We start from the raw sequence: 13,637 nt of genomic DNA on the forward strand, positions 1-13,637 counted from the left end.
CGGATGCTCGACAGACCAGTGTCAGAAAACTGAACCATTTTCCGGATGGACTGGCAGTGCCAGCACCCTCGACACTACACCCCTGCGGGGCTCGAGCGCGCGGGTCGAGAGACTTGTCACTCGCTGGACGGCTGAATCAGGTACGTGCTCGGTGCTCTGGAGGCAGCTGCGGTGAGGCCCAGGACATCGCGCTCCCGAGCTGGCAAACAGAGGTGACGTTTCGCCTCAAATATGCAGTGCCGCAGTCTTATTCGCCGATGTAAGCGCGCCCGTGGTCATTGCTGGGTCCATCGGCAGGCGGCGCCCACTCCGGCCTAGTCATGAAACGCCGCCGGGATGATCGGGTTACGTTCGACGCTTCCGGTTCGGCTGATCGTGTCGAACCGCAGCGTCAACGCGTGCTTCGCAAACACTGTGATGCCTAGGCAGGGGTGGCCGGCTATGCCGCCCAGGTGCATCGTTTGTGCCAGTCGGCGTGCCGGCGAGATCGAGAAAACTTCAAGATCGTAAGCGGGCAAAGTCTTCGTTTCACAGATATGGGGACACGGCGAAATTGTGGGCCGAAAGGTTTGAGAAAGTTCGCAGCCGTCCTCCAGATGCGTGAAACACTGCCCCATATGAGAGGCAGCCCTTTGCGGAACATGGACCGATTCGGCGCGGCTGCGGTGTACCGGATTGGATCTACCGCGACCTATAAGAAGATTTTCCGGTATTGGTATCCGTTCATGACCCGTAGGCTCGTGGACAACGAGGACGTTTTTTTCCTGAACTGGGGCTACGAAGAGGACCCGCCTTTGGGTCTACCGCTCGAGGATTCCGATGAGACCGACCGGTACCACATCCAGCTCTACCATCAGACTGCCAGCCAGGTCGATCTGAGCGGCAAGGAGGTGCTGGAGGTCAGCTGCGGACATGGCGGCGGAGCGTCCTTCGTGGTGCGGACACTGAAACCCGTTGCCTACGTGGGGCTGGACTTCAACGCTTCGGCCATAGAATATTGCCGCAAGCGACACCGACTACCCGGCCTGACGTTCGTTCAGGGCGACGCCCAGAACTTGCCGTTTCCGGACGAATCGTTCGACGCGGTGATAAACGTCGAGGCTTCCCATATCTACCCGGACTTCGACGCTTTCGTGGCCGAGGTGGCGCGCGTCCTGCGCCCCGGTGGGCACTTTCTGCACGCCGATTTCCGTAACCGTGACAATTTCGACAGCTGGGAATCGGGGTTGAATCGGCCTCCGCTGCGTCTTATTTCTAAAAAGATCATCAGCGACGAGGTGCTGCGTGGCTTGCGTTTGAATTCACCCCGCTCGAGTGAACTGATCGATCGCTATTCGCCGCCGTTGTTGCGCCGCTTCGGCCGTGAATTCGCGGTGGTGGACGGCTCGATGTTCTACAAGGACCTCGAGCGTGGCGAGCTCTCTTACCGGATCTACTGCTTGACGAAGAGTGGGGCTGGGAACTGAGCATGAAGGCGCACTCAGCAAACTAGCGCACAACGGGGCTGCCGCCGCCTCCAATGTCGCCGGGGGTCGAGGCAGCTGCGGCCGTTTCTCTGATGGTTCCCGTCAGCGCATTCAGCGGGGAGACAGGTGCGACTCGCGGCTTTCGAATCGGCCTGAATCGAACCGGTGGTCGTATCGGTTGATGCAGCGAGGATCAGGGTGCGGGCCGGCCCCTCAGCCACGCCACCTCGGGATTGAGGAAGCCAGCGATGTGCTGCATCGACTTAGACCGAGGGCCGGCCCTCATTCAAGGTATCACCTGTTCACATGAACCGTCAGACAGATCGCATAAGGTGGCCATCAGGTCGCTGACGTCGCACAGCATCGCGTGCGCAGCGGCCGCAGCCCGCACCTGGGCCGCGCGATAACTGAACACCAGAAAGGAAGCCGCCATGGCTGAATACACGCTGCCGGACCTGGATTACGACTACGGCGCCCTCGAGCCGCACATCTCCGGGCAGATCAACGAACTCCATCACAGCAAGCATCACGCCACCTATGTCAAAGGGCTCAACGACGCGGTCGCCAAACTCGAGGAAGCGCGCGCGAAGGGTGACCACGGGGCGATCTTCCTCAACGAGAAGAACCTTGCCTTCCATCTCGGCGGTCACGTCAACCACTCGATCTGGTGGAAGAACCTCTCACCCAACGGCGGGGACAAGCCCACTGGTGACCTGGGCGCGGCCATCGATGACCAGTTCGGCTCGTTCGACAAATTCCAAGCCCAGTTCACCGCCGCCGCCAATGGTCTGCAGGGTTCGGGTTGGGCGGTCCTGGGCTACGACACCCTCGGGCAGCGGCTGCTGACCTTTCAGCTGTACGACCAGCAGGCCAATGTTCCCCTGGGGATCATCCCGTTGCTGCAGGTCGACATGTGGGAGCACGCGTTCTACTTGCAGTACAAGAACGTCAAAGCCGATTACGTCAAAGCGTTCTGGAACGTCGTGAATTGGGAGGACGTCCAGAACCGCTACGCCGCGGCCACCACCAAAGCTCAAGGACTCATCTTCTAGCGTCGCCGGAAACCCGACGCACCGGAGTCGCGTCGAAGGGCTCCGACTCCGGTGCGTACCGTCCGATGAAGCGGGGACCGTCAGCCGCCGACGCGCCACAGGGCCGCCGGTGAACGCGCAATGGCCGCCGTATGTCGATTGAACAATCTGCCCGGCGATTCGCTATTGCCGTGTGCCCGGCGGACGGTATGAATCAGCGGTGAGCAACCACCACGTGAATCTGACTCCCCAGGAAACCTCGTTGATCGCCGAGAGTCATCCGGAAGCCCTTGCGCACATTGACGATAAACAGCTCAAGGAATTGCAGATCCGGCTGCGGACCGCGCGCGAAAAGAACTTCAGCTTGCTGCGACGCCAAGGCGCAGCCCGGGTGGAGGCCGAGGGAGCCCGGGGCGCCGCCCAGCCGGCCAACGAGAAGCGCAGCGAAAAGGTCGAGGTCTTCGACGAGGCGCTGGCTCGGGTGCATCAACGCCTCGAAGAGCGCAGGCCCGCTGAGTGATCCGCTACGCGGATTCTGCTGCGGCTGCGCTTCGGAGCTGGACGGCGTGGTCAATGCTCGGCGCGGCGGCTCCGGGCCCGTCGTACCGCTTCCTCGACGACTTGTTGGGCAACCTGGGCGAGTTTGCGGTGCTCGTTCTGGCTGGCGGTCCGCAGCTTGTCGAATGCCTCGGATGCGGTACAGCCGCTGCGGCTCATCACGATGCCGATGGCCTGATCGATCACCGCGCGACTGGTCAGCGCTGTGCTCAGATTGGCTGACAGACGGCGCGTTTCATCCAGCTGATAGGCATTGTGGACGGATATTCCGGCCGGGATCGCAAACAGCTCACCCAGTTCGCCGGCGCGGTCGTCAAAAGCGTCCTTGGGGTGGGCGTACACATTCAGGACACCGATGACAGCCCCCGCGCCCCGCAGCGGCAGCGACAGCACGCTGTGGACCCGGAGTCGGCCCACGCGAGGCCCGAAGCGGGGCCACTCGCTGTCGCCGCTCAACGATCCTGAGCGGACTGTGCGGCCTTCGGCGGCCGCGGTGATGCACGGACCCTGCCCGAGCCGGTACTGGATCTCGTCGACCTGCCGTACGAACTCGGAGCTGGCCACCACGGTGTGGGCCTTGCCGTCACGTACCAGGGTCAGTCCGGCGCCTTCCGCGCCCGGAATCGCCTTGGCCGCGAACTCAGCGACATGGGTCAACATTTCGGTCAGCCCGGCCGCGTCCAACGTCACCCGCGACAGCCCGGCGAGGCTCTCCCGCAGGTCGGCGTCGTCCTCTGCCGCTTGCAGTTGGGTGGTGGGATCCGAGATGGTGCCGTCGGAGGTCTCCAGCGTCGGATCGGATGGGTGGGTCATGGCGCCTTTCCGCCGCCAGTGAACACACGGGCGGATTCGAGAGAAGTCTATTCCCCGAGGCGGGGAACCGGTTCGGGTTCCGCATCGACAAGTCGTCTCCGCGGACGCGGCGTGACACCGCGAGAACGGTCCTCCGACCCGGTTCGCAGGACTCGGAGTGTTCGATTGTTTGAACTCAAAAATCTTCAACTGCAGTGCATTACGCAGACCCTCGGGTGCTGAGCGGGTCAAGCGCCAGAGGCCGGGGGGCGGCTGTTCTCCCCCTGCATATCGGCGAGGATGCTCTGGCGCGCTTCCCGATCGCTGATGAGGCTGCGCGAGACCTCGGTGAGGTGGTTGTCGTGGTCGCGCGCGTAGCGACGCAACATTTTGAAGGCATCCTCCACGGACACGTCGAAATGTTCTCGCAGAAATCCTTTGGCCTGCTCGATCACGATCCGGCTGGTCACCGCGGACTGGAGCTGGGGAAGAACCGACACCGGCGTGGGCGTGTGGTCCTGCAGGATCGCCACGCACGCAACATGCGCCAGGGTCTGGGCAACCAAGCGGTCGGCATCGTTGAGCGCACCGGTCATGCTGCCGAACAGCCCGAGCGCACCCAGCACCGTGCCGGCGGCCCGCATCGGAACGGCGTGCACCGAGGCAAATCCCGCGTCGGCGGCGGCTGCGACGAACTGCGGCCAGCGCTGCCGTTCGGCGGACAAGTCGGCCACCGTGATCGCCTCACCGGTGTTGTAGCAGTCCAGGCACGGTCCTTCGTCAGACTGCAGCTGGAACAGTTCGAGTTCGCGGGACTGCTCGGAGGTCGCCGCGATCAGGTGCAGATGCCGCCGTGGATCGGCCAACAGCAGCCCGGCCGCCTCGACGTCGAGGAGTTCGGCGCACCGCGACGTGAGGTCGGTGAGGAGGTCAACGACGTCGAAACCGTCGAACAGGCTGTCCACCAGTGATACGACCGCAGCCAGAACTCGGGTTTCCCGGGGGGTGTCAGTCATGATGAAATCCGTTCTGCGACCGTGGCCGCGTCATCTGACAGTAAGTGCTGGGCCGGCATCAGTGGGGGTCCAGGCGCAGTCGGCGTTCGAGGATGTCGCGGGCGACATCGGTGGCGCTGCGGCCGGTGGCGTAAGCGTGGGCACGCAACCGCACCAGTGCAGCCGGGGCATCGATGTTCAGCTGAGCCATCAACATGCCGGTGGCCTGGCTGACTTCGGCGCGGGTCAGGATGTTCAGCTCGGCCCACGCGTCACTGCCGGGGACGACGCCCTGGTCCAGGCTGGTGTCGAGGACGTCCAGAAGGGGGAGCTGCGCCAGCGCGGCAGCGCTCACCACCCCCATGACCTGGTCGCCGCTGAACACAGCAGGTTGGGCCTGAAACAGGTCGAGAGCGCCGACGTATTCGCCGGCCAGCACGATGGGCATGGCGTAGATACCGCGGATCTGGTGGGCCAGCATGGCCGGGCCGTACGCCGGCCAGCGGTTTTCGGCAGGGTCGGCGAGGTCGGCGACGATCACGGGGCCGCGGCGGGCCACGGCGTCCAAGCAGGGTCCCTCGCCGTAGGTGAACTGTTCCTCGTCGTATCTGCGTGCGTGCGGCGCGCTGGCGCCCAACGTGCCCACGTTGGCGCCGTCGAACACCAGGGATATCGCGGCCGCGTCGATACCCAGCAGACTCACACAGGCTTCGCACAGCCGGTCGGCGGCGCCGGGCCCGCGCCGGTCGCCCATGGCTGAGAGCAACCGGTCATCGATGGTGGACACCGTTATGGTCCCGCGGCGGTGAACAGCGGCTCGGGTGTTTGTTTTTCAGCTTTCATGATGTCCTCACCTCGCGTCGCGCGAGAACACCCGGCTGCGGGGTGACTACCCGATGCTTGCGTCCGGTGACCGGCCGGGCACCAGGACATGGTTCAACCGTACTCGCAGGGCCGGGGTCGAGGGGGCTGCGGCTCACCTTCGGCGGCGCCGGCCGGGGGATGCCGCTGCCGGGGGTCGCCCTGTCGGTGGTGAATCGGTCCGGAAGGGCGAGTCGGTGAATGGTGCGGATGGTCTGGAGATACTGGCCCAGCAGCGATCCGCTGGTGTAGGGCAAGCCGAACTTCTCGCACAGCGCCCGAACCCGGACGGCGATCTCGGCGTAGTGGTTGCTGGGCAGATCCGGGAAGAGGTGATGCTCGATCTGGTAGCACAGATTGCCGCTGGCGAACGCCATCAACGGGCCGGCGCTGAAGTTCGCGGTGCCCAACATCTGACGCAGGTACCACTCTGGCTTGCTTTCGTTGTCCACCACTGCCGCGCTGAATTTCTGTGCCCCGTCCGGGAAATGCCCGCAGAAGATGACGACGTACGCCCACAGGTTGCGCAGCACATTGGCAGCGACGTTCGCCCCGAGCGTGCGGCGCCACCTCGGCCCGCTCAGCGCCGGGAAAATCAGATAATCCTTGACCATCTGCCGGCCGATCTTCTTCACGACAGCGCGGGTCTGAGCCTTCTTCGCCGGTGCCGTGTCCACTCGGGTGTGCGCGGCGTGAACTCCGTGCAGCGCGATACCCCATTCGAATCCGATGGCCAGCAAGATGTTTCGCAGGGGTTGAAGCAGGAAACGGGGCTCCCACGGCTGGTCCCGGGTCATCCGCATCACACCGAAGCCGAGGTCGTCGTCCATGTCGATGACGTTGGTGAACACATGGTGCCGGAAGTTGTGCGAGTAACGCCACTGGGAGGACAGCCCCGCCATGTCCCATTCCCAAGTGGTGGAATGGATTTCGGGGTCATTCATCCAATCCCACTGGCCGTGGCCGACATTGTGGCTGATCTCCATGTTCTCGACGCTCTTGGCGAAGGCCAGGGCAGCTGTTCCGGCCAGCCATCCGGCGCGGGACCTGCCTGCGGCGAGCAGTAGCCGCGCGCCTACTTCGAGCGAGCGCTGAAACGCGATGGTACGACGGATGTAGGCCGCGTCGCTGGTGCCGAGGGAGGCCTCGACATCCCGGCGGATGGTGTCGAGCTCAGCGCCCAGCGCCTCCAGATCGGTGTTGCTGAGGTGTGCATACTGCGCGACGTCGGTTATGGCCATATCTGCCCTAGGGTCGGAGAAGCCACGCGAATCGCGGCCTTTCAGGTAGCTTCGGCTCCACGTTGTCTGGGAACCTGACCCAATCCGGAACCAGACGAGGTATCTGAGGACACCGCGGCGGTCTGCCTTAGGACTGGTTCAAGAATACCCGCGCAACGCGCCCGAAAACGGTGGCGCGGACCACAGTGAGCATTTGCGCAGGCCTGGATTGGCCTCTGTCGGGAGACGCTCCCGACTTCGTCGAAAATCGCCGAGGTCACCGAGAAAAGTCCTGTCGACAAACGAGATTCGTGCGGCTGCCAGGGGCCGGATCACCAACACCGGTCGTCGCCGTTTGACGGGCCCGCAGTCGGGTATGCGGACCGGGTCGTCGGGCCTCCTTCAAGACTTGGGCAGTGTCTATTCGACTTACCCCAGGCTGAGGATCAACGACATGCTCCTACCACCCGCTTCGCACGCCGGCACAACAGCCGGATACGTGTGGTCAGCCGCCCGAGTCGCCATCGACTCAGCGCACTGACACCAAACTGCTGACCAGGCCCTGACGTTGAACTCAGCGGCGCCTCGGCATGAGGAGCTCTTATGACGAACGACACCATCGATGGCGACGTCCGCTACCTGAACCTGCACGGCGATCGATTGGCCTACCGGGAGGCCGGCAGCGGCGAAGTGGTGCTGCTGATCCACGGGATGGCAGGCAGCTCGGAGTCGTGGGGACCGGTGTTCTCCGCACTGGCCCGCAGCCACCGCGTGGTGGCGCCCGACCTGCTGGGCCACGGCGAGTCCGACAAGCCGCGGGCCGACTATTCACTGGGGGCCTTCGCCGCCGGGCTGCGTGACCTGCTCGACGAGCTGAACATCAAAGAGGCCACCGTGGTGGGGCACTCTCTCGGCGGGGGAGTGGCCATGCAGTTCATCTACCAGCATCCCGAATACTGCCGTCGCCTGATTCTGCTCAGCAGCGGCGGATTGGGCCCCGATGTGGGGTGGATACTGCGGCTACTGTCGGCGCCCGGGCTCGAGTTGGTGTTCCCCTTCGTCGCGCCGCCGCCGGTCGTCGGCCTCGGCAACGCGGTGCGCTCCGGGCTAGCCGCGCTGGGGTTCACGTCGCCGCGCGCCGCCGAGATGTGGAAAACCTACTCGTCGTTCACCGACCGACCCACCCGCCAGGCGTTCATGCGGACGTTGCGTTCCGTCGTCGACTACCGCGGGCAGGCCGTGAGCGCGATCAGCCGGTTGCACGTGCGAGTTGAGGTGCCGACACTGCTGATCTGGGGCGAGGAGGATCGGATCATTCCGGTGGAGCACGGCTACGAAGCTGCGGCGGCGCGCGCGGGAAGTCGTCTCGAGGTGCTTCCGGGGGTCGGGCACTTCCCGCAGATCGAGGCACCCGCCGAGGTCGCCGGCATCATCAGCGATTTCCTGGCCGAGCGCACCACGCCTCCCGGAGGCGCGGCGGCCGGCCTGAAGCACCTGGTGGAACGGCAAGCCATCGTTCACCGTGCGATCGGGATGATGATCGCCCGACGGGGACTGAGTGCGCAGGACGCAGCGGCGCGGCTTCAGCACCTCAGCCACACCGAGAACATCACGCTCGAGGACGCCGCGCGGCATCAGATCACGGAGATGGTTCGCCTGTCGACACGGTGCTGACCACAACCCACTCAAAGTGACTGCGGTCCGCGGCGTGCATGGCAAGGTAACCGCATGCCACAGGAATTGACCGCCGACGAGGCCGCCGCCCGGCTCAGCACCGCCGACACCCTGGGCATGCCGTTGGGTCCTGGACAGCCTCCGGCGTTTCTGCGTGCGCTCGGACAACGCGACGATTGGACCGAGTTGCGGGTGTACGGCGCGCTGCTGGCCGTCGTCACGGAGCTGTTCTCCCGGCCCGGGGTGCACTATCTGTCAGGATTTTTCGGCCCGCTCGAACGCGGGCTGCGCGACAGCGGCGCCAACATCGGTTTCACACCTGCCGATTTCCGGCGGTTCGGCCCTCTGCTCGAACGGCAGGCCCCGCGCGTCATGACAACGGTGGCGGCGCCACCCGACGCCGACGGGTGGTGCTCACTGTCGCTGCACGCGGGTGGCACCATCGACGAAATCCACCGTGCGGCAGCCGATCCCGACCGGGTGCTCGTTGTCGAGGTGTCCGATTCCTATCCACGGACCTTCGGAGTGGGCGGCGAGCACCGGCACGCGGTGCACATCGATGAGATCGACATCATGGTGCACTCGACGGACGAACCGCTGTCGCTGCCCAGTGCGCCGCCCACCGAGGCGGACACGGCAATCGCGCGGCACGCCGTCGAATTCATCCGCCCCGGCTCGACGCTGCAGACCGGCATCGGCTCGATTCCCAGCCAGATCGCCATGTTGCTGGCCGAGGGCGATGGCGGTGAGTTCGGGCTGCACAGCGAGATGTTCACCGACGGCTGCATGCAGCTTCACCGCGCAGGCAAGGTCACCAACGCCAACAAAGGCCTCCACTGCGGGGTGAGCGTGACGACCTTCGCGTTCGGCTCGCCGGAGCTCTACTCGTGGCTGGACGGCAACACCGACGTGGCGTTCCTGCCGGTCGAGATCGTCAATTCGCCGGAAGTGATTGCCGCCAACCACGATATGGTCTCGATCAACGGCGGGCTGGCCGTCGACATCCACGGCCAGGTCGTCGCCGACACCATCAACGGTGACCAGTTCAGCGGAATCGGCGGAGCCGAGGACTTCGTCGCCGGAACCGGGCTCGAACTGTCCGATCGCTCCCTGATCTGCCTGCCCTCGACATACGACAAGGACGGCGAACTGCAGTCGCGGATCGTGCCCTGGTTCGGTCCGGGAGCGGTGATCACGACGCCGCGCCATCACGTCGACGTCATCATCACCGAGTACGGCGCCGCCGAGTTGGAAGGTCTGACGGTGCAACAACGCGGTGAAGCACTCGCGGCGATCGCGCACCCCGCGTTTCGCGACGAACTGTTCGAAGCGGCAGAACGCGCCGCCAAGGGGCGCTCACCGATTCAGTGAGTTGCCGGATCTGAGTTCAGGGCCGGCGTTCGGGATTAGACTCCGATCAGGTCCGCGGTCCCTTGCAGGTATCACGGAATCGCGAGTGGGCAGGGGACTCCGATGAAAATCGTGGGACAGAACTTCGCGACAGCAGGTATCGCACTCGTGAGCGTCGCGGCGATCGCAGGCGCTACCGCCGTGCAACCCCCACCGCAACCTGCACCGGTTCCGGTGGTTCAACTGGCGGCGGCTTCACCGGCCGTGGCGCAACCGCCGCCGGAACCGCGATCCGGTGTTTTCCAGTCGTTGGTGGAGTTGGACCTGAACAGGTTCGTGATCCCGCCGAGCGTGAGTCAGCCGGCTCCCGTGGCGCCCCAGGTCCCTGGACCGTCGCCGACGCCGGGCGCCTATGAGTTCGAAGACGCCATCATCGACACCTACCACGCCATCGAGCCGTGGGTTCGGTACGGATTCGAACTCGTCACCTGGGGTGTTGGCTGGGTGCCGTGGGTGGGATGGCTGGCGCCGCAGATCATGATCTTCTACGACTTCGGGGAGCACATCGTCGAAAGCCTCGTCGTCAACTCGGCCAACTGGCTCTGGGGCCCGCTGCCGTTCGGCGAAGGCCTGGGGAATGTCGCGCAAGACAGCTGGGATGCTCTGGTGCAGTTGGGCATCGACCAGTGGAACTTCTGGCTCTGGCCGTTGCCCCCGCTGCCATTCGCGGCTGCGCAGACGAACTCCGAACCCGCCGAAACCAGCACGCCTGCTGTTGATCAGGCCGCGTCGACCAGTCGTCCGCATCCGCGACGCGACGACGTCGGCCGTCCGGTCCGCAAGGATGACCGCGGGAACCTCGCTTCTCGTGAAGACCCCGACGCTCAGGAAGGGGAAGAGCCCGCCTCCGACGCCGACGAGCCTGCATCCGAAGACAGCGAGCCCGCAACGCCCAAGGAGCGGGAGCAACCAGCCTCGAGGACGTCGTTGCGCAAGAAGCCGGGGGCACAGGCGTCATCCTCGGAATCGTCTCGATCGGAGAAGAAGGCAGGCCAGGCTTCCACCTCCCACGCTGAATCCAGCGACAAGAACCGCGGCGAAACCGCCAAACGCGATTCCGACAGGTCACCCAGGCACACGGCGTCTGCCGCTGAATAGCCCACGCCGACCGGCCGGCGCGGTGACAATACGCCGGTGACGGGAAGAGTTGCGGTGATCGGCGCCGGGCCGGGCGGTGTGGTCACGGCGCGCTGGCTGCTGGCCCAAGGCTTCGAGCCGACCCTCTTCGAACAGGCGCCCACGCTGGGCGGCCAGTGGACCGGTCACCGGGGCCGCAGCGGCGTATGGCCGGGTATGCACACCAACACCAGTCGCGTGCTGACGGCCTTCGGCGACCTCGAGCCCACGGCGGACGCCGTGTTTCCGGCGAACCAGGACGTGCTCGACTATCTGAACCGCTACGCCGACGCGTTCGCCATCACCGCACGCATCCGCTTCGACACCGCTGTGCAGAGCCTGCGCAGAGCGGGGGAACGATGGGTGGTCGGCACGACGGACGGTGAGGAAGCGTTCGACCGAGTTGTGGTGGCCACCGGCCGATTTCACGCACCGGTCATTCCCGCCATCGATGGCCTGGATAGTTTCACCGGTTCGGAGTCCACGATCCCGACGTTCGATTTCCGCGACCCCGCCCGCTACACCGACAAGCGGGTACTGGTGGCCGGTTGCGCGGTCAGCGCGCTCGAAATCGCCGCCGAGTTGGCGCAGCACGGCGCCGCTCGGGTGGTGGTCACCCAGCGGCGCCAACGTTATGTGCTGCCGAAATTCGCGGCGGGTGTTCCGTCGGATCACCGGATCTTCACCCGGTACGGGACGCTGGCCAACGAGGCGCTGCCGGCACCCGAAGTCGACCGGCAGCTCAGGCAGATCGTCCTGGAGGCCGGCGGGAGTCCAGAACAGTATGGCGCCCCGGCCCCGGATCCGTCCTTGTTCGCCGCCGGGGTGACGCTGAGCCAGCACTTCCTGCCACTGGTCGCCGAGGGACGAATCACGGTGCGGCCTTGGATCGACCATGTGGCGGGCACGACGGTGGCATTTGCCGATGGACATACCGAACAGTTCGACGGCGTGGTGTTCGGCACCGGTTTCCGGTTGCACCTGCCCTTTCTGAGCGATGAGATCCGGCACATCCTCGATCTCGACGACGTGCACCTGGACGCCGATCGCTACACCTTCCACCCCGACCTACCGGGCCTTGCCTTCTGCGGCATGTGGGACCAGTCCGGCGGCTACTTCGTTCCCTTGGAACTGCAGGCCAGATGGATCGCCTACACCTGGGGTGGCACGGTGCCCGCGCCGGCCGATACCGAGCAGCGCCGCGCTGTCGCCGAGTACCGCGCGCGCCGAGGGCTGCCGCAGAAGAGTCGAATGAACCTGGCGGCCTTGACCTTTGCGCGCGCGGCCGGTGTGGAGCCGCGACTGCACCGGTGGCCCGAACTGCAGCGCGCCCTGCTGTTCGGACCGCTGGCGCCGAGTTGCTTCCGGCTGGACGGACCGGACGCACTGCCGGAGGCATCCGCGAGATTCGCGCGCGACGCCGCAGCGTTCGGCGCCATCACGTCCAACGTCCTGACAGGACGGGAACAGCGGTTGGCGGCGCTGCTGGGCGACTACGCCGGGGCGGCCGCCTTGTCGTCGTCGGGGTCGGGGGAGTTCGACGCGGCGATCGACGACACGTAGTCGGCGGATTCGTGCTCGCGATCCTTGAGGTACTGGCGCAACGAGTACACGAAGGCGCCCACCCAGGCCACGATGATCACGGCATAGAACGCCCACCGCACCGCATCGCCGGCATCGATGAAGTCGCTGCGCAGCAGGCTGCGGGTGTTGGTCAGCACGATGATGCCGCCCACCGAGGCGCCCAGCAGCCGGGGCGGGATATGCCGGACCAGCCAGGCGGCCAGTGGTGCGGCGATGACGCCGCCGGCGAGGATGGCCAGCACCCAACCGACATTGATGCCCTGCGAGCCGAGGCTGACCAGGAAACCGAGGCTGGCGGCGAGGGCGATGACGAACTCGCTGGTGTCGATGGAGCCGATCACCTTGCGAGGCTCGATGCGGCCGCTCGCCAGGATGGCCGGCGTGCCCACCGGGCCCCAGCCGCCGCCACCGGTGGCGTCGACGAATCCTGCGACGAAGCCCAGCGGCGTCAGGAACCGTTTGCGCAGGGGCTTGCCGAGGTTGTGGCGGGGGATGCCCTGGAAGGTGAACCGGACCAGGACGTAGAGGCCCAGCACCAGCAAGATGATCGCCATGAGCGGCGCTGCTGCTTCGGTGGACAGGCTCGAGAGCACTGTGGCCCCGAGGAACGCGCCGATGGCACCGGGAATCGCGATGCGCCGGACCACCTGCCAGTCGACGTTGCCGAATTTCCAGTGCGCGACACCGGAAATCAGGGTGGTGCCGATTTCGGCAAGGTGCACGGTGGCCGAGGCTGCGGCGGGATTGGTGCCGATGGCGAGCAACAAAGTGGTGGTGGTGACGCCGTAGGCCATGCCGAGACTGCCGTCGACGAGCTGTGCGGCCAGGCCCACCAGGCCGATGAGAACAAGGGTCTTCACTGATTTTCTCCGGGTAGGTCTACGTGACAGGAATGCGGGCAGCAGCCGACGGCGCGTGTGAGCGCGCGGG

The 13,637-nt window shown here is 65.5% G+C and carries 12 protein-coding genes and 1 pseudogene; 8 read left to right on the top strand and 5 right to left on the bottom strand.

The genetic code is table 11. From position 1 onward, the window contains the following. Positions 1-641: 641 nt before the first annotated feature. From AC3A6P_RS26455 to AC3A6P_RS26465, 3 genes are all read left to right on the top strand, one after another. Positions 642-1,466: a phthiotriol/phenolphthiotriol dimycocerosates methyltransferase gene (locus AC3A6P_RS26455; protein WP_487695029.1), complete on the top strand. Its 825-nt coding sequence runs from the start codon at positions 642-644 to the stop codon at positions 1,464-1,466. Positions 1,467-1,897: 431 nt separating this feature from the next. Then, positions 1,898-2,518, top strand: coding sequence for a superoxide dismutase (locus tag AC3A6P_RS26460; RefSeq protein ID WP_487695030.1), 621 nt, complete (start codon positions 1,898-1,900; stop codon positions 2,516-2,518). A 199-nt stretch (positions 2,519-2,717) separates the two neighbouring features. Next, complete coding sequence (locus AC3A6P_RS26465) at positions 2,718-3,017, top strand: hypothetical protein (protein WP_487695031.1); 300 nt, start codon at positions 2,718-2,720, stop codon at positions 3,015-3,017. A 50-nt stretch (positions 3,018-3,067) separates the two neighbouring features. Here AC3A6P_RS26465 and AC3A6P_RS26470 read toward each other — a convergent pair whose 3' ends face one another. The 4 genes from AC3A6P_RS26470 to AC3A6P_RS26485 all read right to left on the bottom strand — a co-directional run bounded on the left by AC3A6P_RS26470 (position 3,068) and on the right by AC3A6P_RS26485 (position 6,944). Next, entirely contained in the window at positions 3,068-3,868 is an 801-nt protein-coding gene (locus AC3A6P_RS26470; RefSeq protein WP_487695033.1) for a GAF and ANTAR domain-containing protein, read from the bottom strand. Positions 3,869-4,095: 227 nt separating this feature from the next. Next, complete coding sequence (locus AC3A6P_RS26475; protein WP_487695035.1) at positions 4,096-4,863, bottom strand: GAF and ANTAR domain-containing protein; 768 nt, start codon at positions 4,861-4,863, stop codon at positions 4,096-4,098. 58 nt (positions 4,864-4,921) lie between these two features. Next, entirely contained in the window at positions 4,922-5,596 is a 675-nt protein-coding gene (locus AC3A6P_RS26480) for a GAF and ANTAR domain-containing protein (RefSeq protein ID WP_487695178.1), read from the bottom strand. A gap of 85 nt (positions 5,597-5,681) precedes the next feature. Next, positions 5,682-6,944 (bottom strand): fatty acid desaturase family protein, encoded by a 1,263-nt coding sequence (locus tag AC3A6P_RS26485; RefSeq protein ID WP_487695037.1) that lies wholly within the window; start codon positions 6,942-6,944, stop codon positions 5,682-5,684. Positions 6,945-7,526: 582 nt separating this feature from the next. Between AC3A6P_RS26485 and AC3A6P_RS26490 the strand changes: the two are divergent. From AC3A6P_RS26490 to AC3A6P_RS26510, 5 genes and pseudogenes are all read left to right on the top strand, one after another. Next, a pseudogene (locus tag AC3A6P_RS26490) lies at positions 7,527-8,375 on the top strand (alpha/beta fold hydrolase); the annotation flags it as partial. Between the two features lie 45 nt (positions 8,376-8,420). Next, complete coding sequence (locus AC3A6P_RS26495; protein ID WP_487695179.1) at positions 8,421-8,597, top strand: ANTAR domain-containing protein; 177 nt, start codon at positions 8,421-8,423, stop codon at positions 8,595-8,597. Between the two features lie 54 nt (positions 8,598-8,651). Continuing rightward, complete coding sequence (locus tag AC3A6P_RS26500; protein WP_487695038.1) at positions 8,652-9,968, top strand: acetyl-CoA hydrolase/transferase family protein; 1,317 nt, start codon at positions 8,652-8,654, stop codon at positions 9,966-9,968. Positions 9,969-10,070: 102 nt separating this feature from the next. Beyond that, entirely contained in the window at positions 10,071-11,105 is a 1,035-nt protein-coding gene (locus AC3A6P_RS26505; RefSeq protein WP_487695040.1) for a hypothetical protein, read from the top strand. Positions 11,106-11,141: 36 nt separating this feature from the next. Continuing rightward, positions 11,142-12,686 (top strand): flavin-containing monooxygenase, encoded by a 1,545-nt coding sequence (locus AC3A6P_RS26510; protein ID WP_487695044.1) that lies wholly within the window; start codon positions 11,142-11,144, stop codon positions 12,684-12,686. Here AC3A6P_RS26510 and AC3A6P_RS26515 read toward each other — a convergent pair. After that, positions 12,617-13,567, bottom strand: coding sequence for a sulfite exporter TauE/SafE family protein (locus tag AC3A6P_RS26515; protein ID WP_487695046.1), 951 nt, complete (start codon positions 13,565-13,567; stop codon positions 12,617-12,619). The two genes, AC3A6P_RS26510 and AC3A6P_RS26515, sit on opposite strands and share 70 nt — an antisense overlap. Between the last annotated feature and the right edge of the window lie 70 nt (positions 13,568-13,637).

It is taken from the genome of Mycobacterium sp. Soil_C_30, assembly GCF_057656995.1.

Excerpts from the sequence above, each read along its gene's own strand:
- AC3A6P_RS26505 (WP_487695040.1), top strand. The coding sequence starts at position 10,071 with ATGAAAATCGTGGGACAGAACTTCGCGACAGCAGGTATCGCACTCGTG.
- AC3A6P_RS26480 (WP_487695178.1), bottom strand. The coding sequence starts at position 5,596 with ATGGGCGACCGGCGCGGGCCCGGCGCCGCCGACCGGCTGTGCGAAGCC.
- AC3A6P_RS26455 (WP_487695029.1), top strand. The coding sequence starts at position 642 with ATGGACCGATTCGGCGCGGCTGCGGTGTACCGGATTGGATCTACCGCG.
- AC3A6P_RS26485 (WP_487695037.1), bottom strand. The coding sequence starts at position 6,944 with ATGGCCATAACCGACGTCGCGCAGTATGCACACCTCAGCAACACCGAT.
- AC3A6P_RS26500 (WP_487695038.1), top strand. The coding sequence starts at position 8,652 with ATGCCACAGGAATTGACCGCCGACGAGGCCGCCGCCCGGCTCAGCACC.
- AC3A6P_RS26470 (WP_487695033.1), bottom strand. The coding sequence starts at position 3,868 with ATGACCCACCCATCCGATCCGACGCTGGAGACCTCCGACGGCACCATC.
- AC3A6P_RS26460 (WP_487695030.1), top strand. The coding sequence starts at position 1,898 with ATGGCTGAATACACGCTGCCGGACCTGGATTACGACTACGGCGCCCTC.
- AC3A6P_RS26475 (WP_487695035.1), bottom strand. The coding sequence starts at position 4,863 with ATGACTGACACCCCCCGGGAAACCCGAGTTCTGGCTGCGGTCGTATCA.